Annotated in this window: 20 protein-coding genes and 1 tRNA gene; 14 read left to right on the forward strand and 7 right to left on the reverse strand. The window is 71.5% G+C overall.

The window, feature by feature from the left end; translation table 11 throughout:
- The first annotated feature begins 167 nt into the window (after nt 1-167).
- The 3 genes from ACT4N7_RS03630 to ACT4N7_RS03640 all read left to right on the forward strand — a co-directional run bounded on the left by ACT4N7_RS03630 (nt 168) and on the right by ACT4N7_RS03640 (nt 5,333).
- Nucleotides 168-2,231 (forward strand): molybdopterin oxidoreductase family protein, encoded by a 2,064-nt coding sequence (locus ACT4N7_RS03630; protein ID WP_444827121.1) that lies wholly within the window; start codon nt 168-170, stop codon nt 2,229-2,231.
- A complete protein-coding gene (locus ACT4N7_RS03635) occupies nt 2,228-3,670 on the forward strand; it encodes an FAD-dependent oxidoreductase (protein WP_444827122.1) in 1,443 nt (480 codons plus the stop codon). Before ACT4N7_RS03630 ends, ACT4N7_RS03635 begins: the two co-directional genes overlap by 4 nt.
- Before the next feature lie 118 nt (nt 3,671-3,788).
- On the forward strand, nt 3,789-5,333 hold the full coding sequence (locus ACT4N7_RS03640; protein WP_444827123.1) for an MFS transporter: 1,545 nt from the start codon (nt 3,789-3,791) through the stop codon (nt 5,331-5,333).
- On the opposite strand, the gene ACT4N7_RS03645 is transcribed toward ACT4N7_RS03640, so the two are convergent.
- Together ACT4N7_RS03645 and ACT4N7_RS03650 are read right to left on the reverse strand one after the other, a co-directional pair.
- Nucleotides 5,330-6,139 carry a DUF1206 domain-containing protein gene (locus ACT4N7_RS03645; protein ID WP_444827124.1) on the reverse strand — a complete coding sequence of 270 codons (810 nt, stop codon included), beginning with the start codon at nt 6,137-6,139 and terminating at the stop codon, nt 5,330-5,332. The genes ACT4N7_RS03640 and ACT4N7_RS03645 overlap by 4 nt on opposite strands.
- A gap of 129 nt (nt 6,140-6,268) precedes the next feature.
- Nucleotides 6,269-6,853 (reverse strand): hypothetical protein, encoded by a 585-nt coding sequence (locus tag ACT4N7_RS03650; RefSeq protein ID WP_444827125.1) that lies wholly within the window; start codon nt 6,851-6,853, stop codon nt 6,269-6,271.
- A 202-nt stretch (nt 6,854-7,055) separates the two neighbouring features.
- Between ACT4N7_RS03650 and nirB the strand changes: the two genes are divergently transcribed.
- The 7 genes from nirB to ACT4N7_RS03685 all read left to right on the forward strand — a co-directional run bounded on the left by nirB (nt 7,056) and on the right by ACT4N7_RS03685 (nt 14,681).
- Nucleotides 7,056-9,569: a nitrite reductase large subunit NirB gene (gene nirB / locus ACT4N7_RS03655; RefSeq protein WP_444827126.1), complete on the forward strand. Its 2,514-nt coding sequence runs from the start codon at nt 7,056-7,058 to the stop codon at nt 9,567-9,569.
- Nucleotides 9,566-9,910, forward strand: coding sequence for a nitrite reductase small subunit NirD (nirD, locus tag ACT4N7_RS03660; RefSeq protein ID WP_444827127.1), 345 nt, complete (start codon nt 9,566-9,568; stop codon nt 9,908-9,910). Before nirB ends, nirD begins: the two co-directional genes overlap by 4 nt.
- Nucleotides 9,907-11,061 carry a uroporphyrinogen-III synthase gene (locus tag ACT4N7_RS03665; RefSeq protein ID WP_444827128.1) on the forward strand — a complete coding sequence of 385 codons (1,155 nt, stop codon included), beginning with the start codon at nt 9,907-9,909 and terminating at the stop codon, nt 11,059-11,061. Before nirD ends, ACT4N7_RS03665 begins: the two co-directional genes overlap by 4 nt.
- Before the next feature lie 14 nt (nt 11,062-11,075).
- Nucleotides 11,076-11,756, forward strand: coding sequence for a sirohydrochlorin chelatase (locus tag ACT4N7_RS03670; protein WP_444827129.1), 681 nt, complete (start codon nt 11,076-11,078; stop codon nt 11,754-11,756).
- Between the two features lie 429 nt (nt 11,757-12,185).
- Entirely contained in the window at nt 12,186-13,478 is a 1,293-nt protein-coding gene (locus tag ACT4N7_RS03675) for a BtrH N-terminal domain-containing protein (RefSeq protein ID WP_444827130.1), read from the forward strand.
- Nucleotides 13,479-13,528: 50 nt separating this feature from the next.
- Entirely contained in the window at nt 13,529-14,512 is a 984-nt protein-coding gene (locus ACT4N7_RS03680) for a pirin family protein (protein ID WP_444827131.1), read from the forward strand.
- An 87-nt stretch (nt 14,513-14,599) separates the two neighbouring features.
- Nucleotides 14,600-14,681, forward strand: a tRNA-OTHER gene (locus tag ACT4N7_RS03685).
- Between the two features lie 187 nt (nt 14,682-14,868).
- Here ACT4N7_RS03685 and ACT4N7_RS03690 read toward each other — a convergent pair.
- The 3 genes from ACT4N7_RS03690 to ACT4N7_RS03700 all read right to left on the reverse strand — a co-directional run bounded on the left by ACT4N7_RS03690 (nt 14,869) and on the right by ACT4N7_RS03700 (nt 17,115).
- The gene (locus ACT4N7_RS03690; RefSeq protein WP_444827132.1) at nt 14,869-15,579 is read right to left on the reverse strand and encodes an SRPBCC family protein; all 711 of its coding nucleotides are present in this window, start codon (nt 15,577-15,579) and stop codon (nt 14,869-14,871) included.
- A gap of 2 nt (nt 15,580-15,581) precedes the next feature.
- Nucleotides 15,582-16,211, reverse strand: coding sequence for an ArsR/SmtB family transcription factor (locus tag ACT4N7_RS03695; protein WP_444827133.1), 630 nt, complete (start codon nt 16,209-16,211; stop codon nt 15,582-15,584).
- Nucleotides 16,212-16,575: 364 nt separating this feature from the next.
- Nucleotides 16,576-17,115, reverse strand: coding sequence for a TetR/AcrR family transcriptional regulator (locus ACT4N7_RS03700; protein WP_444827134.1), 540 nt, complete (start codon nt 17,113-17,115; stop codon nt 16,576-16,578).
- Between the two features lie 83 nt (nt 17,116-17,198).
- On the opposite strand from ACT4N7_RS03700, the gene ACT4N7_RS03705 reads away from it, so the two are divergent.
- Together ACT4N7_RS03705 and ACT4N7_RS03710 are read left to right on the forward strand one after the other, a co-directional pair.
- Nucleotides 17,199-18,113 carry an oxidoreductase gene (locus ACT4N7_RS03705; RefSeq protein ID WP_444827135.1) on the forward strand — a complete coding sequence of 305 codons (915 nt, stop codon included), beginning with the start codon at nt 17,199-17,201 and terminating at the stop codon, nt 18,111-18,113.
- A 376-nt stretch (nt 18,114-18,489) separates the two neighbouring features.
- Entirely contained in the window at nt 18,490-18,681 is a 192-nt protein-coding gene (locus tag ACT4N7_RS03710; protein WP_444827136.1) for a hypothetical protein, read from the forward strand.
- 25 nt (nt 18,682-18,706) lie between these two features.
- Here ACT4N7_RS03710 and ACT4N7_RS03715 read toward each other — a convergent pair whose 3' ends face one another.
- Together ACT4N7_RS03715 and ACT4N7_RS03720 are read right to left on the reverse strand one after the other, a co-directional pair.
- Nucleotides 18,707-19,027: an MGMT family protein gene (locus tag ACT4N7_RS03715; protein ID WP_444827137.1), complete on the reverse strand. Its 321-nt coding sequence runs from the start codon at nt 19,025-19,027 to the stop codon at nt 18,707-18,709.
- A gap of 2 nt (nt 19,028-19,029) precedes the next feature.
- On the reverse strand, nt 19,030-20,124 hold the full coding sequence (locus ACT4N7_RS03720; protein ID WP_444827138.1) for an alpha/beta fold hydrolase: 1,095 nt from the start codon (nt 20,122-20,124) through the stop codon (nt 19,030-19,032).
- Nucleotides 20,125-20,372: 248 nt separating this feature from the next.
- Between ACT4N7_RS03720 and ACT4N7_RS03725 the strand changes: the two genes are divergently transcribed.
- The gene (locus tag ACT4N7_RS03725; protein ID WP_444827139.1) at nt 20,373-23,558 is read left to right on the forward strand and encodes an ATP-dependent helicase; all 3,186 of its coding nucleotides are present in this window, start codon (nt 20,373-20,375) and stop codon (nt 23,556-23,558) included.
- Nucleotides 23,559-23,628: 70 nt separating this feature from the next.
- Nucleotides 23,629-24,204 carry a Uma2 family endonuclease gene (locus ACT4N7_RS03730; RefSeq protein WP_444827140.1) on the forward strand — a complete coding sequence of 192 codons (576 nt, stop codon included), beginning with the start codon at nt 23,629-23,631 and terminating at the stop codon, nt 24,202-24,204.
- Nucleotides 24,205-24,210: the final 6 nt, after the last annotated feature.

A 24,210-nucleotide genomic window follows, 5' to 3' on the forward strand; every position in this document is an offset into this window, starting at 1 on the left:
TCGCCGCCATCGTGGAGCCAACTGGGAATGGGAACGGGGCCACTGCTCACGGCCGGTAAGGTGCCGCCGCGCAGGCAAGTTCGCACGCCCGAAACACGGCCGCATCATCGGGTAACACGATCTGCCTACCGTCGGACCCGACCCCACCCCCGACCCTGGAGCCGGGTATGACTCAGGTGGCCGCGCCCGCCGTCGACACGCATTGCCCCTACTGCGCCCTGCAGTGCGGCATGCGGATGACCGGCGCCCTGGTCGAGCCGCGCGAGTTCCCGACCAACCGCGGCGGCCTGTGCCAGAAGGGCTGGACGGCGGGCGCGCTGCTGCGTAGCCCGGCCCGGCTGACCACGCCGCTGGTCCGCGTCGACGGCGAACTGCGGCAGGCGTCCTGGGGGGTCGCGCTCGATCTGGTGGCGGCGAAGGTGTCCGCGCTGCGCGCCGCGCACGGCGCCGACTCGGTCGCGGTGTTCGGCGGCGGCGGGCTCACCAACGAGAAGTCCTACCAGCTCGGTAAGTTCGCCCGGGTCGCGCTGGGCACCTCGCAGATCGACTACAACGGCCGGTTCTGCATGTCCTCGGCCGCCGCCGCGGGGCTGCGCGCTTTCGGCCTCGACCGCGGAATGCCTTTCCCGGTAAGCGATGTCGCCGCCGCCGACGCGGTGCTGCTGGTCGGCGCCAACCCGGCGGAGACGATGCCGCCGTTCGTCCAGCACCTCGGGCACGCCGCCGGGTCGGGCGGGCTGATCGTGGTCGATCCGCGCCGCACGCCAACGGCCGAGCAGGCGACCCTCCACTTGCAACCTCGGCCTGGCACGGATCTGGCGCTGGCACTGGGAATCCTGCACGCCGTCGTCGCCGATGGGCACCTGGACCACGACTACCTCGCCGAGCGCACGATCGGGTTCGACGCGGCCTGGCGGATCGCGGCGGCGTGGTGGCCGGAGCGCGCCGAGCGGGTTACCGGGGTGGCGGCGTCCGACCAGCGGCGCGCGGGGGCGCTGCTCGCCCGCGCACGCAACGCCCACGTCCTCACCGCGCGCGGCACCGAGCAGCATGCCCGCGGCACCGACATGGTCGGCGGGTGGATCAACCTGGCGCTGGCGCTGGGACTTCCCGGCACGCACGGTTCGGGCTACGGCTGCCTCACCGGGCAGGGCAACGGGCAGGGCGGCCGCGAGCACGGCCAGAAGGCCGACCAGCTCCCCGGGTACCGCAAGATCGACGACCCGGCGGCCCGCGCGCATGTGGCCGGAGTCTGGGGGATACCACCGGAATCGCTGCCCGGCCCCGGCCGCTCGGCCTACGAACTGCTCAACGCGCTCGGCACACCCGCCGGGCCGCGGGCGCTGCTTGTCTTCGGCAGCAACGTGATCGTGTCCGCGCCGCGCTCGGCGCACATCGCCGAGCGACTGTCCGCTTTGGACTTCCTGGTGGTCGCCGACTTCGTGCTGTCCGAGACCGCGGCGCGCGCCGACGTGGTGCTCCCGGTCACCCAGTGGGCCGAGGAGGACGGCACGATGACCAACCTCGAAGGCCGGGTTTTGTTGCGCACCAGGGCAGTGGACGTGCCGGACGGCGTGCGCAGCGACCTCGCGGTGCTGCACGACCTGGCCGTCCGATTGGGACAGCCCGCCGAGCGGTTCCCGGTCGACCCGGAGACGGTGTTCGCCGAGTTGCGACGCGCGTCGGCGGGCGGACCGGCCGACTACGCGGGCGTGACCTACCCGCGGCTGCGTGCGGGCGAGGCACTGCACTGGCCGGTGCCGTCCGAGGATCATCCCGGCACGCCAAGGGTTTTCCTCGACCGCTTCGCCCATCTCGACGGCCGCGCGCGCTTCGTCGCGGTCGACCACAGTGGACCAGCCGAGCCGCTGGACGACGAGTTCCCGCTGCTGGCCACCACCGGCCGGGTACTGCAGCACTACCAGTCCGGCGCCCAGACCCGGCTCGTCGGCGAGCTGAACGACGCTGTTCCCGAGGCGTTCGTCGAGGTGCACCCGGACACCGCCGACCGCGCTGGGCTCACCGACGGCGGCTGGGCCACGGTGTCCTCCCGGCGCGGCGCGATGCGCGCGCGAGTGCGGCACGTGCCGTCGATGCGCACGGACACGGTGTTCCTGCCCTTCCACTTCCCCGGCGATCAGCGGGCGAACCTGCTGACCAACCCGGCGCTGGATCCGACCAGTCGGATGCCCGAGTTCAAGGTCTGTGCTGTTCGGTTGGAGGCCGCGTGAGCACGCGCCGGGTTGTCGTTGTCGGGTATGGGATGGCGGGGGCGCGCCTGGCCGAGGAGATCCGGCGGCGCGACCGCGGCGGCGACCGGGTCGCGGTGACGGTCGTCGGCGCCGAGGTGCATCCGGCCTACAACCGGGTGCTGCTCTCGGCGGTCGTCGCCGGGGCGATGTCGCCGGATTCGGTGCGGCTGCACGGTTCCGACTGGGCGGCCGAGCACGCGGTCGACCTGCGGCTGGGCGTCTCGGTCCGCGCCATCGACCGCGCGGCCCGGTGTGTGACGCTGTCTGATGAGTCCACTGTGGACTATGAGGCGCTGGTGCTTGCCACCGGGAGCCGTGCCTGGGTGCCGCCCACCGAGGGGCTGCGCGGCGACGGCGGCGCGCTCGCCCCCGGCGTGGTCACCTTCCGCGACCTGGACGACTGCGCCGCGATCGTGGCGGCGGCCCGTCCCGGCGCCCCGGTGGCGGTGCTCGGCGGCGGACTGCTCGGCCTGGAGGCCGCCCGCGGACTGGCGGGCCGCGGCAACCTGGTGACGGTCGTGCATCCCGTGGGCCACCTGATGGAACGGCAACTCGACCCGGCGGGCGGCGGCGTGCTGGCCCGCACTCTTGGCGCGCTGGGCATGGAGTTCCGGCTGGGCCGCACGGCCGCCCGCTACGTCCCCGGCGACGGCCTCAAGCTTGACGACGGCAGCCACGTCCCCGCCGACCTGGTGGTGGTGTCCGCGGGGGTGCGGGCCGAGACGGGACTCGCGGCGTCGGCGGGCCTGGCCGTCGACAGCGGCGTGATCGTGGATGATGCCTTGCGCACCAGCGATTCCCGGGTCCACGCCATCGGCGACTGCGCGCAGCACCCGGACACCGTGGCCGGGCTGGTACAGCCCGCGTGGGAGCAGGCCGAGGTGCTCGCGGACCTGCTCACCGGCACGAATCCGGCCGCCCGCTACCGGGGCACGCCGGTCGTCACCCGGCTCAAGGCCCGCGACGTCGACCTCGCCGCGCTCGGCGACGTGCACGCCGAAGTGGACAGTGCGGACGCGGAAGTGCTGTGCCTGCAAGACCCGGTGCGCGGACGGTACGCGAAGCTGGTCATCCGGGAGGACCGCGTGGTGGGCGCGATCGTGCTCGGCCTGCCGGACGCCGCGGCCACCATCACCCAGCTCTACGACGCGAAAACCCCCGTCCCCACCGACCGGCTGGCCCTGCTGCTGGGCCGGGCGCTGCCGTCGGCGGGTGTCGTCGCGCACAGCCCGGCCGACCTGCCCGCGTCGGCGGTGGTCTGCCGCTGCAACTCCGTCACGAAGGGCCAGTTGGTCACGGCGTGGCGTTCCGGCGCGGTGACGGTGCCCGACCTGGCCACCGCGACCCGGGCCACCACCGGCTGCGGCGGCTGTGCGGAAGCCGTCCGCGGCATCGCCGACTGGCTGACGCGCGCATGACCTCACCGCCCGGTCGGGGGCGGCGTGCGGACAACGTGCCCTGCGCGTCACCGCCCGCCATGCCCGGGAAATCCCCGCTTCGTAGCGTCTGCGCAACGTCAGCACGAGGAGGATGTCCATGAGCGTCGCCGTCGAGACCCCGCCAACGGACCAGCCGGGCAAGCTGCGCAGGGGGCGGTGGATCGAGCACTGGGACCCGGAGAACGAGGAGTTCTGGGAGCGGACCGGCAAGACCGTCGCGCGCCGCAACCTCATCTTCTCGATCTTCGCCGAGCACCTCGGGTTCTCCATCTGGGTGCTGTGGTCGGTGGTGGTGCTCAACCTGTCCAACGCGGGTTTCGGTGGCGGCACACCGTTTTCGCCGAGTGAGCTGTTCTTGCTGACCGCGCTGCCGAACCTGGTCGGCTCGGCGCTGCGCATCCCGTACACCTTCGCCGTGCCCAAGTTCGGCGGTCGCCTGTGGACAGTGATCAGCGCCGCCCTGCTGCTGATCCCGACTGCGGCGCTGGCCGCGATGGTGCACTTCGACTACGTGCGCAACCAATCGCACGACACCCAGTTCACGATCATGCTGGTCATCGCCGCGCTGGCGGGCTTCGGCGGTGGCAACTTCTCCTCGTCGATGGCCAACATCTCCTTCTTCTACCCGGAGAAGCGCAAGGGCCTGGCGCTGGGCCTCAACGCCGCGGGCGGCAACCTCGGCGTCGCCGTCGTCCAGTTGCTGACGCCGCTGGTGATCATCGTGGGCGTGCCGTTCGCCATCGCCAAGAATCCGGTCCACCCGGTGCATCTGGCCTACGCCGGGCTGATGTGGATGCCGTTCATCATCGCCGCGATGGTCGCCGCCTGGTTCTATATGGACAGTCTCACCATGGCGAAAGCCGACAGCCGCTCGTATCTGTCGTGCCTGCGGCAGCCGCAGACGTGGATCATGTCGATCCTCTACATCGGCACGTTCGGCTCGTTCATCGGGTTCTCGTTCGCGCTGCCGCTGGTGATCAAGCTGACCTTCCCGGAGTTCCTCGCGCAGAACCCGTTCATCGGCACCTATCTCGCCGGCCTCGGCTTCCTCGGCGCCCTCATCGGTTCGGTCACCCGCCCGTTCGGCGGCTGGCTGTCCGACCGGATCGGCGGCGCCCGGGTCACGCTGTGGGTGTTCGTCGCGATGGCCGCGTTCACCCTGCTCGCGATGTACGGGGTGAACCAGCGCAGCTTCGCCGTCTTCTTCGGCTCGTACATGGTCATCTTCGCGCTGTCCGGCGCGGGCAACGGCTCTACCTACCGGATGATCCCGGTCATCTTCGGTGCGCTGGGCCGCAAGGAGATCGCGGACAAGGGCGCCGACCCGGCGGCGACCACCCTGCGCTTCAAGCGCGAGGCGGCGGCCGTCATCGGCATCGCGGGCGCGATCGGCGCGTTCGGCGGGTTCCTCATCCAGCAGGTCTTCCGGCTCGCCAGCGTGCCGGTCGGTGCTGCCGTGTCGAGCGCGAAGTCCATTGAGGACAAAGCGGCCGCCGCGGTGGCCAACGCCGACTGGTCGACCTCGGCCCTGGGCATCTTCATCGTCGGCTACGTCGTGTTCGCCGCGATGACGTGGTTCTTCTACCTGCGCAAGACAACCGAATCCGCCCGCGTCCCGAGCCTTGCCTACGCCGGGGTCTAGTCCCGGTGGGCCTTGGCGGCGAGGAAGCAGTACACCCCGAAGGCGGCCAGTCCGAAGGCGATCACGGCGAGCAGCAGCACGCCGTAGGGCTGGTCCGCCACGGTGTGCAGCGCCTTGTCCATCCCGCCCGACTGCTCGGGGTCGGCGTTGACCGCCGCGAGGCCGACCAGTCCGCCGATCACCGCGTACGCCAAACCCTTGCCGATCCACCCGATCCGGCCGACGCGCTCTACCCAGCGCCGGGAGCCGTCAGGCAGCGAGTCCATGTCGAGATCCTGCTCGAACGAGCGCTTGACGCCCTTGCGCAGGATCACCACCGCGATCACCAGGATGCCGACCGCGACCGCCCCCACCAGCACTTGTCCGTACGGCAGCGCGAGCACTTTCGCGGTCAGTTCCTGCTGTTTGCCGGTCGAGTCGGTGCTGCCCTCACCCATCGCGAACTGCAGTGCGCCGATGGCGATCGCGGTGCCGGTGATGCCCCGCGCGCCTGCGCCGATCCGCTTGTACAAGCGCTTGCGCGGCTTGCTCACATAGTTGTAGCCGGCTATACCCTCGATGAACTGCCAGGCGGCGAACAGGAACAGCCCGACCGTCAACGCCCACAGCAGCACCGGCCCCGCGGTGGTCTGTGAGATCTCGGCCAGCGCGCCCTTGGAGTCGGTCTGCTCGCCCGTGTCGCCCAGCACCACCTGCGCGGCGAGCCACGCGATGATGATGTGCACGCCGCCGTAGAACACCATGCCGACCCGGCCCAGCACCTGGACCACCGGATTCCGCCTGACCTCGTGCGCCGCAGTGCTCACGACGTCCCCTCGCAGGCTCGGTGACGCCGCTCGCGGACGCCCTGTGACAGTGGTTCGCTCGCAAGCACGCTCACGACGGCCCTCCTCGCCCACCCTGCCCGGGCGCTACGTACCCCCGGAAAGGGTCGGTCAACCGTCGGCGAGCAGGTTGAACACCGCCTCGATCGCCTTGCGGGTGAGCGCGCACGGCTGCTCGACGCCCTCGTACGTGCCGAGCACGGTCAGGTGGGAGCCGTGTTCGTGCGGCTGCCTGCCCGGGTCGAGCGCCACCGACAGCCCGCAGTCCTTCCCGCCGACGCCGCCGACCTGGTAGGCGGTGTTGCCGAACAGGTCGCCGATCGGCTGGTAGCTGGGGGTGCCGGGCGGTTCGGCGCGGAACAGGATCGACGCGCCGGTGGTGCCCCGCGGGTAGGGCAGGCGGTAGCGGCACAGCTCGGCCGAGGACTCGTCGGCCTTGACCGTGACCCTCGTCCCGGTGACGCGGGCCAGCGCGGGCACGAACTCGGCGCAGTCGAGGATCGCGGGCACCCGCTTCGGCATCCGCACGGTCGCGAGGACCGCGGACAGCACCTCGGTGCTCGTCGTGGTGGGCGGGGCGGTTGTCGTCGAGCGCGCGGGCGCGGGCGGGCGGGGGCTCGCGGCGGGGGTGGCGCAGGCGGGGAGGGTCAGCGCGGCCAGCAGCAGGGCGGGCCACGCGGTACGTCGGGGGAGCACCCGCAGACCGTAGGCCGGCCGCCCGGTTCGTGCCCCGGCAGCGGCCGGAATTCCTCCGATCGTGGCACCGGTCACCCGCACGGGGGGCTGACCTGCGCAGAGAGGGCTCCGTAACCGGGGCGCAACAGTGGGGACGCGGGTGCGACACGGGCGGACCACAGCATGGTGTGCACAGCCCACGCACCCCGCGAGGAGGAACCGGATGGCGCGCACACTCGTCGTCGTCGGCAACGGGATGGTCGGTCACCGGCTCGTCCAGGCGCTGCGCGACCGCGACGCCGGGGGAAGCTGGCGCGTCGCCGTGTTCGCCGAGGAATCCCGGCCCGCCTACGACCGGGTGGCGCTGACGTCCTATGTAGACACTTGGAACCCGGCGGCGCTGCAGCTCGACGGCGCCGAGTTCCCCGGCGACGACGCGGTGGAGCTGCACCTGGGTGATCCAGTGGTCGCCATCGACCGCGCGGTCCGCACGGTGCGCTCCGCGTCCGGGATCGTGCGGCGCTACGACGCGCTCGCCCTGGCCACCGGCTCCGCTCCGTTCGTGCCGCCGGTCCCGGGCCGCGACCTGCCCGGCTGCCACGTCTACCGCACCATCGACGACCTCGACGCCATCCGGGCCTCCGCCGGGCGCGCGAGCGGCGGCCGCGGTCGCGGCGCCGCGATGGTCGTCGGCGGCGGATTGCTCGGCCTGGAGGCGGCGAAAGCGTTGCGGGACATAGGTTTGTCGCCGCATGTGGTAGAGCTGGCACCGCGCCTGATGCCCTTGCAGGTGGACGAGGGCGGCGGCGCGCTGCTCAAGCGGCTCATCGAGGGCCTCGACGTGACGGTGCACGCGGGCACGTCCACCGCGGCCATCGAGCGCGACCGGGGCAGGCTGCTCGCCAGGCTGGCCAACGGCACCGAGCTGGACCTCGACCTGGTGGTGTTCTCCGCGGGCATCCGGCCGCGCGACCAGCTCGCCCGCGACGCGGGACTGGCGGTCGGCGAACGCGGTGGTGTCGCGGTCGACCGCGGCTGCCGCACCAGCGATCCTGACATCTACGCGATCGGCGAGTGCGCGAGCCTCGGCGGCCGGACCTACGGCCTGGTCGCGCCCGGCTACTCGATGGCCGAGGTCGTCGCCGACCGGCTGCTCGGGGGCACCGCGAGCTTCCCGGGCGCCGACATGTCCACCAAACTCAAGCTTCTCGGCGTCGACGTCGCCAGCTTCGGCGACGCGCACGCGGCGACCGAGGGCGCCATGGAGGTCGTGCTCAACGACGCGGTTCGGGGCTCCTACAAGAAACTCGTGATTTCGGACGACGCCAGCACGCTGCTCGGCGGCGTGTTCGTCGGCGACGCGGCCGACTACGCCACGCTGCGTCCGATGGTCGGCCGCGCGCTGCCCGGCGAGCCCAGCGCGCTGCTCGCCCCGGCGGGCGGCGGGGGAGTGGGGATCGACGCGCTGCCCGACGACGCGCAGGTCTGCTCGTGCAACGCGGTCAGCAAGGGCGCGATCAAGGCGGCCATCGTCGAAGGCGGCTGCGCCGACGTGCCGAAGATCAAGGGCCGCACCAAGGCGGGCACCTCCTGCGGGTCGTGCGTGCCGATGCTCAAGCAGTTGCTCGCGGCATGCGGCGTCGAGCAGTCCAAGGCGCTGTGTGAACACTTCGGACAGTCGCGGGCGGAGCTGTTCGAGATCGTCCGGGTCACCCGGATCACGACGTTCAGCGAGCTGGTCGCCCGGTACGGCACGGGCCGCGGCTGCGACATCTGCAAGCCCGCGGTGGCCTCGATCCTGGCCTCCCTCGGCGGTGGGCACATCCTCGCGGGCGAGCAGGCGGGCCTGCAGGACACCAACGACCGGTTCCTGGCGAACCTGCAGCGCAACGGCACCTACTCGGTCGTGCCGCGCATCCCCGGCGGGGAGATCACCCCGGTCAAGCTGATGGCCATCGCCCAGGTTGCCCAGGATTACGGGCTGTACACCAAGATCACCGGCGGGCAACGGATCGATCTGTTCGGTGCCACGGTCGATCAGCTCCCCGCGATCTGGAAACGCTTGGTGGAAGCCGGTTTCGAGTCCGGCCACGCCTACGGCAAGGCGCTGCGCACGGTGAAGTCCTGCGTCGGCTCCACCTGGTGCCGCTACGGCGTGCAGGACTCCGTCGGTCTGGCGATAGAACTGGAACTGCGCTACCGCGGCCTGCGCGCGCCGCACAAGCTCAAGGCCGCGGTTTCGGGCTGTGCGCGGGAATGCGCGGAGGCGCGCGGCAAGGACTTCGGGATCATCGCCACCGAGAACGGCTGGAACCTCTACGTCGGCGGCAACGGCGGCATGCTGCCCCGGCACGCCGACCTCCTGGTGTCCGAAGTGGACAAAGAGACGCTGCTCAAGGTCATCGACCGCTTCCTGATGTTCTACATCCGCACCGCCGACCGGCTCCAGCGCACCTCGGTGTGGCTGGACGCCATGGTGGGCGGTCTAGACCACCTGCGTGACGTCGTGGTGCACGACAGCCTCGGCCTGTGCGCCGAACTGGAGGACCAGATGGCCGCGCACATCACGGGCTACGCCGACGAGTGGGCCGACGTGCTCGCCGACCCGGACAAACTCGCCCGGTTCAGCTCGTTCGTCAACGCGCCCGGCACGCCGGACCCGACCATCGCCTTCCGCGAGGAACGCGGCCAGCGGGTCCCGGTGCTGCTCGGCACCCCGGAGGTGTTCGCCCGATGACCGCTCTCGCCGAGACAGTGTGGCTGCGGGTGTGTGCGATGGCCGAGCTGACAAGGGAACAGGGCGTCGCGGCGCTGCTGCCCGACGCGAACCAGGTCGCGGTGTTCCGCACCCACGACGACGAGGTGTACGCGGTGGGCAATGTGGACCCGTTCAGCGGGGCGGCGGTGCTCTCCCGCGGCATAGTCGGCGACCTGGCGGGTATCCCGGTGGTGGCCTCGCCGATGCACAAACAGCATTTCGACCTGCGCACCGGGGTGTGCCTGGACGACCCGGCTGTGTCGGTCGCCACCTACCCGGTCCGCGTGGTGGATGCGACGATCCTGCTGGGGCAGCCGTGACGACGCTCCTGGAGGTGCCCGAGGTGACCGGTCCGCAGATCGCCCCGCTCGCGGGATACACGGTGGGCGTCACCGCCGCGCGCCGGGCGGACGAACTGGGCGCGCTGATGGAACGGCGCGGCGCCAGCGTGCTGTACGGGCCCGCCATTCGGATCATCCCGCTCGCCGACGACAGCGACCTGCTGGCCGCGACGACGAGTCTGTTGCGCGGCCCGGTCGACGTGGCCGTGGCCACCACCGGCATCGGCTTCCGCGGCTGGATCGAGGCGGCCGAGGGCTGGGGCCTCGGTCCGCAACTGGTCGAAGTCCTGCGCACGGCGGACTTGCTCGCCCGCGGCCCGAAAGCCAAGGGCGCGGTCCGCGCGGCCGGTCTGGTGGAGACCTGGTCTCCTGAGTCGGAGGCGAGCCCGGAGCTGTTGGACTACCTGCTGCGGTCCGGTGTGGACGGTAAGCGGATTGTCGTTCAGTTGCACGGAGAACCGTTGCGCGAGTTCGTCGACATCCTGCGCGCGGCCGGTGCCGAAGTGGTCGAGATTCCGGTGTACCGCTGGACCGGCCCGGCGGACTCGGGTCCATTGGAGCGGCTCATCGATGCCGTGCTCGCCGGTCAGATCGATGCCCTGACCTTCACCAGCGCGCCTGCCGCCGCCAGCGTGCTGGAGACCGCCGACCGCCTGGGCCGCCTGGACCCGTTGCTGGCCATGCTGCGCGACCGCGTACTCGTGGTCGGCGTCGGCTCCATCACCGCAGGTCCCTTGGTGCGTCTGGGAATTCCGGTCACCCAGCCCGACCGCGCCCGCGTCGGCGCACTGGTGCGCGAACTGGCCGTGGCGCTGCCCGCACGGGCCGTTCGGTTGTCGGTGGGCGGATTGGACCTGGAGCTGCGCGGCCAGGCCGTCGTCGTCGACGGCGAGCTACGGCCCGTGCCACCGGCCCCGATGGCCCTGCTACGCGCGCTGGCCGCCGCACCGGGCCGGGTGCAGTCGCGCCCCGCGCTGGTCGGCGTGCTGCGCAGGCACTCCGGCCGAGAGTCTGGAGTGGACGAACACGCGGTGGAGACCGCGGTCGGCCGGCTGCGCTCGGCGCTCGGCGAGCCCGGCCTGGTGCAGACCGTGGTCAAACGCGGATACCGTCTGGCGGTGGCAGTGTGAGGAGTGGTTGGCCGTTGGTCTTGGTCGCCCACGGCACCAGGTCCGACGCAGGCGTGCGATCAACCCACACCCTCGCCGACGAGGTTCGCGAGCTGCTGCCCGAGGTCCCGGTGAAGGTGGCGTTCGCCGATGTGCGGGCGCCGGACGTGACCACGGTCCTGCGGTCGGTGCGCGGCCACGCTGTCGTTGTCCCTGCTTTCCTGGCCTCGGGCTATCACGTTCGGGTCGACGTACCTGGACAGGTCGCCGCTGCGGAGTGTCCATATGAGACGGTGATCACGGCGGCCTTGGGCCCCGCGCCTGCTCTGGTCGCCGCCATGCACGACCGCCTCGCTGAGGCAGGCTGGCGCCCTGGGGACGCGGTGGTGCTCGCGGCAGCAGGCTCGTCCGACCACCACGCCCACGCCGACATCCGCCGCGCCGCCCTGCTGCTCGGCGCGCGCACCGGCTCGGTAGTGCGAATCGGTTACGCCGCAACGTCATCGCCGGCTATCAGGGATGTCGTCGCGGAGGTGCGCCGCGATGCCACCCGGATCGCGGTCGCCTCCTGGCTACTCGCCCCCGGCCGTTTCCACACCATCGTCGCCGACTGCGGAGCCGATGTCATCGCCGCACCCCTCGGCCCCCACCCCCGCATCGCCGACCTGATCGTCCGCCGCTACACCGAAGCCCGCATCCACCGCGCCGCCGCCTGACCGCTTCGCCCACCTGCTGCCGGACCGGCGTCCCTCGCCTCCACCCCACCGTTGTCCACATGCCCCACAACCATCCACAGCCAAACGCCCACCACCCCAAACTCGCCCCCACCCCGATAGACTGGCCAAGGGCAGTGCCCCCAAGGGATGGGCGGGGGGTGTCCTTGGGGGGCTCGTGCGATTGAAAAAGGGGTGGCCCCGGTCGGTCGGGGGTGTAGCCGGGAGCCTGGGGCCGGGTTATCGTTGGGTTCGGCGAGTTCCGCGCCGAACCTCCAGACCCGGTACCCACGCCGCCGGGCGGATGCGGGGGCAAAGGGGACGCACAGCGCCTCGGGACGTGACCGACGACCGCGAAACGCACTGGCTGCGGGGCGGGATGGCGCGTGGGGTCCGTCCGTGCCCAAACACGCAGCCGGGAAGCGATCTGCGATGACGTCGAAGAAGCAGCTCAAAGGCCGGATCCGGGCCCGCATGGCCAAGACCGGCGAACGCTACTCCACGGCCCGCGCCCACTTGGTCGGCGATCAAGGTCCGGTGCTCGACCACGGCTGGGCCCTGCGCGGTGGGGTCGAGCCCGAGTCCGCCGCGCTCGTCGGCATGCTGGCGCACGCGGACATCAGGTCGAGCCACGAACTGGACGAGCCGCTGCTGTTCGGGATCGGCGGCGGGATCGGCGCGGGCTACATCCTCTGGGAGTTCAAGCACGACGACTCCCGCTCGGTCGTCCTCGCCTTCACCAACCAGTGGCAGCGCATCGCCGTCCCCAGCCGCAAGGTCGCCGACCGGCTGGGGATCGCGATCACCGAACACCGCACCAGCGGCGCGAAAGCCGCGGCCCGGCACCTGCACGACGTGGGCAGGCCCGCGTTGGTCTGGCCCGACCGCTTCCACATCGGCTACTGGAACGTCCCGAACCACCTCGACGGACACGGCGGCCACCCGGTCGTCGCCTACGCCCACGTCGACGGGCGGGTCCACCTCGACGACCGCAACCTGGCCCCGCTCACCGTGGCCGCGGCCGACTTCGAGCGCGCGCGTGCTCGCGTCGGGTCGTACCAGAACCTGGCCGTCACGATCGCCGACACCGACAAGATCGTCACCCCCGAGCGGTTGCGGCACGCGGTCGCCGCGGGACTGGTCGACGTCGGCGAGCATCTGTCGCAGGCTTCGGACTCGTTCTCGTTGCCCGCGTGGCGAAAGTGGTCTCGGATGATGACCGACCAGCGCGCCGCCAAGGCGTGGCCGAAGGTCTTCGCCGACCGCGTCGGCGTGCTGGACGCCCTCGCGTCGGTGTGGGAGGCCGTCGAGCCGGCGGGGATGACAGGCGGCAATCTGCGCGGCCTGTTCGCCGACTTCCTCGACCGCGCCGCGCTGATCCTCGACCGGCCGGCCCTGGCTGCCGAGGCGACCCGCTGGCGGGAGATCGCGCAGCGGTGGCACGCGCTGGCCGAGACCGCGCTGCCGGCGGACTTGCCGGTGGTCGAGCGCCTGCGCACGCTGACGGCGACCGTCACCACCACGATCGGCGACGGCGACGACGGCGCGGACGAGCGGGCCGAGGCCGCCGCGGAACTGTGGGCACTGCGCGCCGAATACGCCCGGACCAGCCCGTTCCCTGATATTGATGGCGTGTTCGCGGGAGTCGGTGCGGCGGTGGCGGAGATCCACGACGCCGAGGTGGCGGGGATCGCGGGAATAATTGAGATCGCAACTACATTGTAGGGTTCGAGTGGTCGCCGCCCGGGCGGCCGAATGTGATGAGGAGGCACGAGATGCCTGCGATCACCGCCGACACCTTGACCCTGCCCCGCCTGCCGAACCTGCCCGAGTCGGTCACGACCTGGCGCGGGGTGCGCAGGGTCGTGCAGGCACGCAAGTTCTTGGAGGGCGAGGGTTTCCAGGTGCGTCGGCCGTTCCCGGGTGTCGATCTCTCGCTGGCCGACCCGTTCCTGCTGCTCGACCACATGGGCGCGGTCGAGTACGGCCCCGGCGAGGCCAAGGGCGCCCCGTGGCACCCGCACCGCGGCTTCGAGACCGTGACCTACATGATCGACGGCGCCATGCAGCACACCGACTCCATCGGCGGCGGCGGCCTGATCACCGACGGCTCCACCCAGTGGATGACCGCGGGCGCGGGCATCCTGCACAACGAGGTGCCGCCACCGGAGTTGGTCGCCGCGGGCGGGTTGTTCCACGGCGTACAGCTCTGGGTCAACCTGCCGCGCACCCTGAAGATGGCGCAGCCGCGCTACCAGGACATCGCGGCCCGCGACGCCCGGCTGCTGTCGAGCGACGACGGGGGCGCGCTGGTCCGCGTCATCGCGGGCGAGTTGGACGGCCACCAGGGTCCGGGGTCGACCTACACGCCGATCACCTACCTGCACGCGACGGTCAACGCGGGCGCGCGGCTCGCCATGCCGTGGCCCGCGGACTTCACCGCGATGGTGTATGTCCTTTCCGGACACGGCACCGTCGGCGCGCAGCGGCGGCCGCTCGACGAGGGGCAGCTCGCCGTGTTCGGCGGAGGTGAGGCGCTGACGCTGCGGGCGGCGGACGTCCAGCCCGTAAATTCGCCTACCGGCTGGGAAATCCTGGTGCTGGGCGGCAGGCCGATCAACGAGCCGATCGCCCGCTACGGGCCGTTCGTGATGAACACCCGGCAGGAGATCATCCAGGCGTTCGAGGACTACGAGGCGGGCAGGCTGGGCAAGATCCCCGCCGCCCACCGGACGAGCGCCGACGAGAAGCTGAGCTGACCATCGCGACCGCCGCTGACGGTGATCAGTTCACCGTCAGCGGCGGGTCAGCGCCGCCTGGCATTGTGGGTTCCAGCAAGAAGAACGGGAGAGGTGCCCGGAGCGGCTCAACGGGTTCCTGTTTCAGGAAGGGCTTCGGCCCACGCAGGTTCGAATCCTGCCCTCTCCGCCGGACCATCGGCGCGCACCGTGTGCCGGGGGTGGGTTTCCCCTGCTACCCAGCCCCGGCCCACGACGTACCGTCACACGAACAGGAATCCCACGATTCGGGTCGCGGACAGCACGGGCCCGACGAGCCGGTCCAGGTTGATCTTCTTGAGGTCGGTCGTTGCCATCGGAAAGCCCCATCTCTCGGTTCAGGCGTAGCTGCTGTTGATCCAGGACTGCCAGGCGTTGGTCGCCTTCTCCGCATCGGCGTCGGCGGCGAACAGGTGGTGCGCGGCCGAAACCGGCGCGCCCCAGGACTCGCGGCCGTAGAAGCGGTAGAGCGCGTCGGCCGAGCGGATGCCGATGAAGTGCTCGGTCAGATAGTCGACCTCGCCGTCCACCGGGTCGAGGCCCGGCACGTCGATCAGCACACGGTCGCCCACGGCGCGCACACCGAGCGTCTTGCGCAGCACCTCGGTGGCGCCCGGCGCGCGGGCGGCCGGGCCCTCGGGATCTGCCGCGACGTAGGTGACGGGGCGGCCCGCGAAGTGCCGCACGTACTGGCCTAGCGAGTGCAGGTAGAAGTCGGTGTGCTTGCCCGCGCCGTCGAACTGGGTGTCCCAGTCGTCGACGAAGATTCCACTGTGGACGTACCGGACCACGGTCGTGCCGTTGTCCTCGCCCTCGATGATGTGCTCCAAGGCGTTGAACCAGCCGTCCGCGCCGTCGGTGCGCACGAGCAGGTGGTTCGGCGGTTCCCAAGTGACGACCCGGTTTCCCTCCTCGTCCGGGGTGCCGTCCGGGCTGGGCTGGGCGGTCGGGAACAGCCAACCCGACGTCCCGCCGGTCACCGCGGCGAACACCTGCCCGGGGGTCGCCGCCAGGACGACCTCGCGGCGGATCTCGAAGTTCTTCGACATGGCTAACGCTCCTCAGTGGACGGTGTGGCGCTCGACGGCTTGGTGTTCAACGGTTTGGTGATGCTCGGGTGCAGGCCGACGATCAGCCGGTGCGGCCTGCCGCCTGCCGCGGCCTCGTTGTGGTGCTTGCGGATCAGGTCGGCCACGGCGTCCTGCAGCTCGCCCGCGAACGCGGCCCGGTCGGCCGCGGTGGCGAAGCGCACCTCGCCGTCGATGCCGTAGGTCGCGAGCCGCTGCTGGGCGCTGGTCGCCGCGGTGATCAGGTCGCCGACCTCCCGCACCAGCCGCGCCGCGACGGCCAGCAGCCATCGCGCGCTGAGCTGGTCCGGCGCCCGCGACGGGTCAGGGGCGACCGCGGAGAGGGCTGCGGGGGTGATGACGTAGGAGGCGGCGGTCGCCTGGAACACCCGCTCGGTGCAGTTGCCCTTGCGCCGCTCCTCGACCAGTTCGACCAGGCGGTGCTTCTCCAGCTCTTTGAGGTGGTAGTTCGCCTTCTGCCTGGTCAGACCGGTCTGGGCGGCCAGCGAACTGGCCGAACCCGGCTCGGCGAGCGCGGCCAGCAGCCGGGCGCGCACCGGGTCCAGGGAGACCTCGGCCGCGGCCGGGTCGTCGATCACTCCTACTTCGAACATGGGACAACGGTCTCACCGAACAGAAAAGTTGTCAAGGCGGAAAGACTTGTCGGCGGAAGGTGGCCAGGAAATTCGACCGGCAGGACTGGTCCGCGTGGGCGGCCCTGGCCCGGTTGTGCGATGCGGGTATGGGATGAGCGGTGCTCGGACCTCGGCGGGGGTGGATGCGCGGCCGCCTGCCGCAGGTGTGGCGGCGAGGTCGCCTGCGGGGATAGCCGAAGGGGCGCGCGGGGTGCGGCGGTCAAGTCGCCGGCGGGTGTGGGTGTGGCGGTGAGGTCGCCGTCGGGAAGGGGCCACGCAAGCGAGCGCCGGTCGGGTGCGGTGTCGCGAGGTCAGTGGGTGGGTGTGGACACCGCGCGGTGCGTCAGGGCGTCAGGGAGCGCAGCGCGAGTTGCAGCCAGCGTTCGCGGGCCACCGCCGGAACGGTGTCCGACGGGGCGGTGGCGACCAGCAGCGCCAAGTCGGCGGTGGTGATGTCGGGGTGCAGCAGGCCCCGTGCGCGCGCAGCGTCGATGATTCGTTGCAACTGGGCCAGTCCGCGCTCTTCCAACTGCCGCAACGATTCCGCGGCCAGCCCGGTCGCCGCGGCCTTGACCGCGCGGTCGTTGGCGGCCATCTCGGTGAACTCGCGCAGCAGCACGCCCAACTCGGCGATCGGGTCCGCGCCCGCGGCCACCCGGTCGGCCGCGGCCGCCAGTCTGGTCACCAGGTCCTGGCTCAGCTCGGCCACGGTGGCGTCGATCAGGTCGGCCTTGGTCGGGAAGTGCCGGTACAGGGTGCCGACCGCGACCCCGGCGTGTGAGGCGATCTCGTCCATGCCGACCTGGTTGCCGCGCGTCGACAACAGGCGCCGGGTGGCGTCGAGGATCTTGCAGCGGTTGCGGACGGAGTCGGCCCGGACCATGGCGTCCCCCTCCCGCTTGCCAGAACCTGAACCTTGGCTCACTATAGAGGGTGAACGCAGGTTCAGGTTACGAGGGAGATGGCATGACCGGATGGACCGAACAGGACGTACCCGCCGTCGAGGGCAAGGTGGCGATCGTGACCGGCGCCAACGTCGGCCTCGGCTTCGAGACCACGCGGGTGCTCGCCAAGCGCGGTGCCACGGTGGTGATGGCCTGCCGCAACCAGCAGAAAGCGAACGCGGCCCGTGACCTGGTGCTCAGCCACGGCGTCGCGCCCGAGCGGGTCCGCGTCAGTGCCCTCGACCTGGCCGACCAGGGGTCCATCGAAGCGTTTGCGGACGAGATCAAGGCCGAGTACGACAGCCTCGACCTGCTGATCAACAACGCCGGCCTGATGGGCCTCGCCGAGTCCAAGACCGCGGACGGCTTCGACACCCAGTTCGGCGTAAACCACCTGGGCCACATGGCCTTGACGCTGCGCCTGCTCCCCGTGCTGAACGAGACGGCGGGCGCGCGGGTCGTCACGGTCACCAGCTTCGGGCACCGGCCCGGCCGCATCCGGCTCGACGACCCGAACTTCGAGCAGGGCCGCCACGGCCGCTGGCGGGCCTACTTCCAGTCGAAGCTGGCCAACATCCTGTTCACCGCCGAACTCGGCAGGCGCCTCGACGCGGCGGGCGCCGGCACGCTGTCCACCGCCGCCCACCCCGGCTACTCCCGCACCGAACTCGGCAAGGATGATCCCGGGCTGCGCGCCACGCTGTTCAGCTTCAGCGACCGGATCGTTGCCCAGTCGGCCGCAGCAGGCGCCGTCCCGACGTTGCGCGCCGCCACCGATCCCGACGCGGTCCAGGGCGCGCTCTACGGCCCGCGGATGATGGCGTTCGGCACCGCCGTCCCCGAGACGCCCAGCCGGACCGCGCGCGACGCGGAGTTGGCCGCGAAGCTCTGGGACCTGTCGATGGACTTGCTCGCCCCCGCGAAGGTCTCCTGGTGATCGTCGCTCCACATCGGACCGAAGTACGAAAACCGCGTGGTTGAGCCGTGCCGGCGCGGACAGCGCCTCCGGGCCTGCGGTGAACCTCAGCCGCTCCCGCGCGTCCACAGGACATGGGAATCGGACTGATCGCCGTCGTGCTCGGAGGGGTCTTCCTCCTCGCCGGCCTCATCGCGTTCGCCCGGCGGGCCTGACCAGGCACGACTGTAGCGGGCAGTGACGCGTCGCTTACCCTTCGAGGCGCTTCCGTTCGGGGGGTTGTGCGGCCAACACTCGGCTGAAAGAGTGAATGGACTCCCGGCCGGCACGCCGTTGGAAACCCTGTGAGCAACCTCGATGCTCTTCCTCGCGGCGGCCGCCCCAAGGAAGGTGCTCAATGACGCTTGCCCACGATGCCGGCCCCGCCGTGAGCCGGATCGCCGCTGCCCGCGAAGTCGAGTCCATGCACATGGCCGAACAGTGCAGCAAGGCCGCACGTACCGTCGCCGACCACGCCGCCGACGTGGCCGACTGCCTGCACTTGCTGGAGATGTTGGGCCTCGACCCGGCGGCGGCCAAACGCTCCTGACGCCGGGTTCGACTGGCGCGGGAGCTCAGTCGAACAATCCGGGTTCCGGGTCGGGCCGGACCGCCGACCAGCGGTAGGTCCGCATGTCGACCTTCTCGCCGTTCGCGAGCACGCCTTCCGCGCGCAGCCGTTCGAGCTGCTCGCGGGCGATGTGCGGCGCGGGGGTTCCGTTCGCCCTGAGCACGCGGTGCCACGGCAGGTCGTGCCCGTCCTCGGCCAGGATGCGGCCGATCAGCCGGGGCGACGGTGCCCTGGTCAGGTCGGCGATGTCGCCGTAGGACGCAACGCTGCCCGCCGGGATCGACCGGACGGCGGCGCGGATCCGCTCGTGCAGATCCTCGTCCACGCTCACTCCAGGAACCCGTCGATGAGCCTGGCGACCTGATCAGGCTCTTCGAGGTAGACCATGTGCCCCGAATCCAGGTCGACCAGCGTGAAATCCGCGCCCAACTCCACCTTGCACGCCTGCAGGAACTCGGGCCCGACGAACGCCTCCCGCAGCGCCCGCACCACCAGCGTCGGCGTGCCGGGCGGCGGAAGCCGGGTGGCCCGACACATCTCACTCCACGCCGTGGTCACCGCCGCCGGGCAATACCGGGGCCGCCAGTCCACATCCCCCGAATCCATCCACAGATTTCGCGCCCCCCTTCCCCCACCCCCACCCGCCGATAGACTGGAGCAGGGCTGTCCCCCCGAGGTGGGTGGGGGTTTGTCTTGGGGGGAATTGCCTTGCGAAAGGGTGGCCGGGGTCGGGCGTTGTGGGGGAGCGGCTGGTGGGGGAGTGGCGTGCGGGGGTGTGCTGCGGGGGCTCTGTGCGGGAGGGCTTTGTGTGGGCCGGGCATGCGTGCCTTGTGCGGGGGTGACTTGTGGGGGATTGGTCTGGTGGGGGTCGGGCTGGTGGGCCGGGTCTTGTTCGGGGTTGGCCTGGGCGGTAGCGCGGGTTATCGGCACCCAGTTGGCGTCGACCTCCTCCTCGATGAGTTCCGGGTCGACGGCGTCCGGCCAGTCGTTGCGCTGGGTCGCCAGTGCCTCGGCTCGGTCGGCGCAGGTCTTCACCGGGGTCTCCGCCCACGCCAGCGCGTCGGCGGGCCGCACGCTCACGGCCGGGTCCAACAGCACCAGCTTGCGCACCCGCTGCGGCGCGAGCCGGGCCAGATGGATGGCGACCAGCGCGCCGAACGAGTGGCCGACGACCGGTACCGAGTCGAGCCGATGGGCGTCGAGAACGGCGAGCAGGTCGGCGGCGTGCTGCTCCAGTGTCCAGGGCGGCAGCCGGGGCGACCGGCCGTGGCCGCGCAGGTCGGGCGCGAGCACCCGACGGCCCGCTAGCTGGTGCTCGGCGAGGCGCCGATAGCGCCCGCCGTGGCCGGTGATGCCGTGCAGTGCCAACAGCGGCGCCGCGTCCTCTGGGCCGAAGGTGTGCACGTGCAGGGAGTCGGACATGGGCGGCATCATCGCATCCGTCGTCTCCGCTGACGGTTGCCGTGCGCGGTTGCATCGTGCGGGGAGCGGCGTCGTTGCTCCTGATGTCTTCGTTTGGCGGTTGCTGTGCGTGGTTGCGCTTTGCGGGAAGGTGGGCGGCGGAGTTGCGTCCGCGCCGACTGTCGTTGTCGGTGCGATGCGGCATTGCGTCCGCCGCGTTGGGCGTGCCGCTGCCGGGGTTCGGGGGTGGCCGTGATGCAATCGTCACCGTGGCAGCCGGGAAGTCGACTCGTGCGCCGCTGCTCGTGCGGCGGCAGGCGGCGAAGCGGCGCGCGCACCAGTGGGACGACGAACCGCGGCGGGTGCTCGCGGGCATCGGCGGCTTCGTGCGGGTCCTCGGCGGCCCCGGCTCCGGCAAGACGACGCTGCTCGCCGAGGTGGCCGCCGACCGCATCCTGCGTGGCGGCGTCGACCCCGAACAGCTCCTCGTGCTCACCGCGAGCCGTCGCGCCGCCGCCGAGTTGCGCTCCCGGATCACGGTGCTGCTCACCGAACACGGCGACGACGGCCCGCTGCGGACCGTCCGCGAACCGCTCGTGCGGACCGTGCACTCGTACGCCTTCGCCGTGCTGCGCATCCAGGCGATGCTGCACGGCGGCCCCGGGCCCCGGCTGCTGTCCGGCCCGGAGCAGGACTCGGTCATCCGCGAACTGCTCGAAGGCGACCTGGAGTTCGGCGCGGAGCACTGGCCGGAGCGGCTGCGGCCCACGCTGGCGGTGCCCGGGTTCGCCGAGGAACTGCGCGACCTGATCCTGCGCGCCGCCGAGCGCGGCCTCGGCCCCGAGGACCTCATCGACCTCGGCCACCAGCACATTCGCGACGAATGGGTTGCGGCAGGCCGGTTCTGGGAGCAGTACGAGCAGGTCACGCTGCTGCGCGGGGCATCGGACAGCGCCGTCGCGCACACCAGCGCGCCCGCGCTCGACGCCGCCGAGCTGGTCGCGAGCGCGGTGCTGGCGTTCCTGACCGACGACGAGCTGCTGGCCGCCGAGCGCGCGCGGGTGCGCTACCTGCTGGTCGACGACGCGCAGCACCTCGACCCGCTGCAGTACCGGCTGGTGCGCGGCATCGGGACGGCGGCGACGGAGTTCGTCGTCGCGGGCGACCCGGATCAGGCGATCTTCTCCTTCCGTGGCGCCGATCCCCGGCTGCTGCGCGACGCGGCGGGCGACACCGTGCATCTTGGGACGGGCCACCGGATGGCGCCCGCCGTGCGCCGCGCGGTGTCGCACCTCGCGGCGCGGCTGCCGGGCGGCGGCAGGCGCCGGGTCGACAAGGGCCGCGACAAAGGCGGCACGGTCACCGTGCGGCTGCACGCGTCGTCGGCGGCGGAGGCGAGTTGGGTCGCCGATCAGTTGCGGCGCGCGCACTTGCTCGACGGCGTGCCGTGGTCGGACATGGCGGTGCTGGTCCGCTCGGCGACCCGATCGGTGCCGGTACTGCACCGCGCGCTCGCGGCGGCCGGGGTCCCGGTGGCCGCGCCCGGCGACGAGCTGCCGCTCGCGCAACAGCCTGCCGTGCGGCCGTTTCTGGCCCTGCTGCGGTGCGCGGCGACCCCCGCGCTGCTCGACCCGGCGATGGCCGAGCTGCTGCTGTCCTCGCCGCTCGGCGGCGCCGATCCGTTGGCACTGCGGCGATTGCGGCGCGGCCTGCGCAGGCTGGAGCTCGCGGGCGGCGGCGACAAGTCCAGCGACGACCTGCTGGTGGAGGTGCTCTCCGCCGACGACCAGCTCACCGCGCTCGGCGACGCCGAGGCCGCGCCCGTCCGCCGGGTGGCGGGCCTGCTCACCCTGGCGCAGAAGGGAATCGCGGACGGGGTCAGCGTCGAGCAGGTGCTGTGGGACATCTGGCAGCGTGCTGGCCTGGAGGCGCGCTGGGTGGCGACCGCCACCCGCGGCGGACCCGTTGGCGCGCAGGCGGATCGCGACCTAGACGCGATCGTCGCGCTGTTCCACGCGGCCGAGCGCTACACCGAGCGGCTGCCCGGCGCGGGCATCGCCGCGTTCGCCGACCACCTCATCGGACACCGCATCGCAGGCGACACCCTCGCGCCCACCGCGCCGCAGGGCGAAGCCGTCGTCGTACTCACCGCGCACGCGGCGGCGGGTCGCGAGTGGACAGTGGTGGCGGTGCCCGGGGTGCAGGAGGGTGCCTGGCCGGACCTGCGCCTGCGCGGCTCCCTGCTCGGCGTCGAGCGGCTGGTGGACCTGGTGTCCGGGGTGAACATAACCGACCCGGTGTCCGCGACGGCCCCGCTGCTCGCCGAGGAGCGCAGGCTGTTGTTGGTGGCCGCGTCGCGCGCGCGGACCAAGCTGTTGGTCAGCGCGGTGCGCGGGGAAGAGGAGCAGCCGTCCCGATTCCTCGCCGAACTCGCGGGCGTGGAGGCGACCGACGACGCCGAGGCGCTGGTGCCGATCGCGAAGCCGGAGCGCGCACTGGTGCTGGCCGACCTGGTGGGCGAGTTGCGCCAAGTGGTCTGCGACAACGGCGTCGACCAGGGCCGCCGCGGACTCGCCGCCCGCCAGCTCGCCCGCCTCGCGGAGGCGGGCATCCCGGGCGCGCACCCGGATAGCTGGTACGGCCTGCCCGAAGTGTCCACAGTGGAACCATTGCGCGGCAAGGGCGACCCGGTTCGGGTCTCACCGTCCACTGTGGAGATACTGGCGAAATGCCCACTGCGGTGGGTCGTCGAGCGACATGGCGGCCAGGACCCGGTGGAGTTGGCCGCCATCACCGGCACCCTAGTGCACGCACTGGCCCAGGCCGCCGCGTCCGGCGCGACCCGCGAAGATCTGATGGCGGAACTGGACCGGGCGTGGGCGTCGGTCGACGCGGGCGCGCCGTGGTTCTCCCGGCGTGAACAGCAGCGCGTGCGCGGCATGGTCGACACCTTCCTCACCTGGCTGCACGCCACCCGCGCCGAGCTCACCCAGGTCGCCGTGGAACGTGACATGTCGGTCGAACTTCCCGACGCCATCACGGTTCGCGGTCGGGTCGACCGGCTGGAGGTGGACGCGCGGGGGCGCCCGGTGATTGTGGACGTCAAGACGGGCAAGGCTCCGGTCAGCGCGGGCAACGCCCAGGAACACCCGCAGATGGCGGTGTACCAGCTCGCCGTCGCCTACGGCGCGTTCGCGGAAGACGGACTCAGCCGGGAACCGGGCGGGGCGCGGCTGCTGTACGTGTCCAAGGCGAACAAGAAAACCGGTGCCACGGAACGAGTCCAGGAACCGGTCAAGGGTGAAGTGCTGGAGCACTGGCTATCGGTGGTCCGCGACGCGGCGGCGTCGACCGTGGGGCCGGAGTACACGGCGGTCGAGAACCCGGACTGTCCTCGGTGTCCGGTCCGCACCGCATGCCCCATCCACCCCAGCGGCAGGCAGGTAACGGAGTAAATCCACTCGAACAGGTGATCGAATGGCGGACGGCCCGGAATCGTCGGACCCCGGGGGTAGATTAAGTCCCATGAGTTCGCCACCACACGACGACTGGCACGAGGTGCACGATTCGCGACGCCTTTACACAGTGGCGGAGTTCGCGGCGTTACCGGTGGACCGGTCCCGTCGGTACGAACTCCAAGAAGGCGTGGTCATCGCGAGTCCAACGCCAGTGCCTCGCCACATGCTCCTCGTCGGTGACCTGCACATGCAGATCCGGCCGCAGCTACCGGCGGGGTTGTTGGTGCTCCCGGACATCGATGTCGATCTCCAGTCGACACCTCCGGTCGTGCGCGCGCCCGACGTCACGATCGCTCTCGCCTGCGCGCTGGACGGGCCGGGGTTGACTGTCGCCGCGGAGATCCTGATCGCCGTGGAGATTCTGTCGCCTGGGTCGCGGCGAACGGACACGGTGATCAAACCAGTGGAGTACGCGGAGGCGGGCATTCCGCAGTACTGGCTGGTCGATCCTGAGCCGCCGGTGACCATCAACGTCTTCATGCTCGTCGACGGGCACTACGAGGAGTCGCAGCGGGCAGAGCATGTGCTGGTTGTCGAGGAGCCGTGTCCGCTGCGGATCGACCTCGACGCGCTGACCGTGTGAGGGGGT

Source organism: Actinokineospora sp., assembly GCF_052390155.1.
Taxonomy (GTDB): Bacteria; Actinomycetota; Actinomycetes; order Mycobacteriales; family Pseudonocardiaceae; genus Actinokineospora.

Excerpts from the sequence above, each read along its gene's own strand:
- ACT4N7_RS03630 (WP_444827121.1), top strand. The coding sequence starts at position 168 with ATGACTCAGGTGGCCGCGCCCGCCGTCGACACGCATTGCCCCTACTGC.
- ACT4N7_RS03640 (WP_444827123.1), top strand. The coding sequence starts at position 3,789 with ATGAGCGTCGCCGTCGAGACCCCGCCAACGGACCAGCCGGGCAAGCTG.
- nirB (WP_444827126.1), top strand. The coding sequence starts at position 7,056 with ATGGCGCGCACACTCGTCGTCGTCGGCAACGGGATGGTCGGTCACCGG.
- nirD (WP_444827127.1), top strand. The coding sequence starts at position 9,566 with ATGACCGCTCTCGCCGAGACAGTGTGGCTGCGGGTGTGTGCGATGGCC.
- ACT4N7_RS03675 (WP_444827130.1), top strand. The coding sequence starts at position 12,186 with ATGACGTCGAAGAAGCAGCTCAAAGGCCGGATCCGGGCCCGCATGGCC.
- ACT4N7_RS03680 (WP_444827131.1), top strand. The coding sequence starts at position 13,529 with ATGCCTGCGATCACCGCCGACACCTTGACCCTGCCCCGCCTGCCGAAC.
- ACT4N7_RS03690 (WP_444827132.1), bottom strand. The coding sequence starts at position 15,579 with ATGTCGAAGAACTTCGAGATCCGCCGCGAGGTCGTCCTGGCGGCGACC.
- ACT4N7_RS03695 (WP_444827133.1), bottom strand. The coding sequence starts at position 16,211 with ATGTTCGAAGTAGGAGTGATCGACGACCCGGCCGCGGCCGAGGTCTCC.
- ACT4N7_RS03700 (WP_444827134.1), bottom strand. The coding sequence starts at position 17,115 with ATGGTCCGGGCCGACTCCGTCCGCAACCGCTGCAAGATCCTCGACGCC.
- ACT4N7_RS03705 (WP_444827135.1), top strand. The coding sequence starts at position 17,199 with ATGACCGGATGGACCGAACAGGACGTACCCGCCGTCGAGGGCAAGGTG.
- ACT4N7_RS03710 (WP_444827136.1), top strand. The coding sequence starts at position 18,490 with ATGACGCTTGCCCACGATGCCGGCCCCGCCGTGAGCCGGATCGCCGCT.
- ACT4N7_RS03720 (WP_444827138.1), bottom strand. The coding sequence starts at position 20,124 with ATGTCCGACTCCCTGCACGTGCACACCTTCGGCCCAGAGGACGCGGCG.
- ACT4N7_RS03730 (WP_444827140.1), top strand. The coding sequence starts at position 23,629 with ATGAGTTCGCCACCACACGACGACTGGCACGAGGTGCACGATTCGCGA.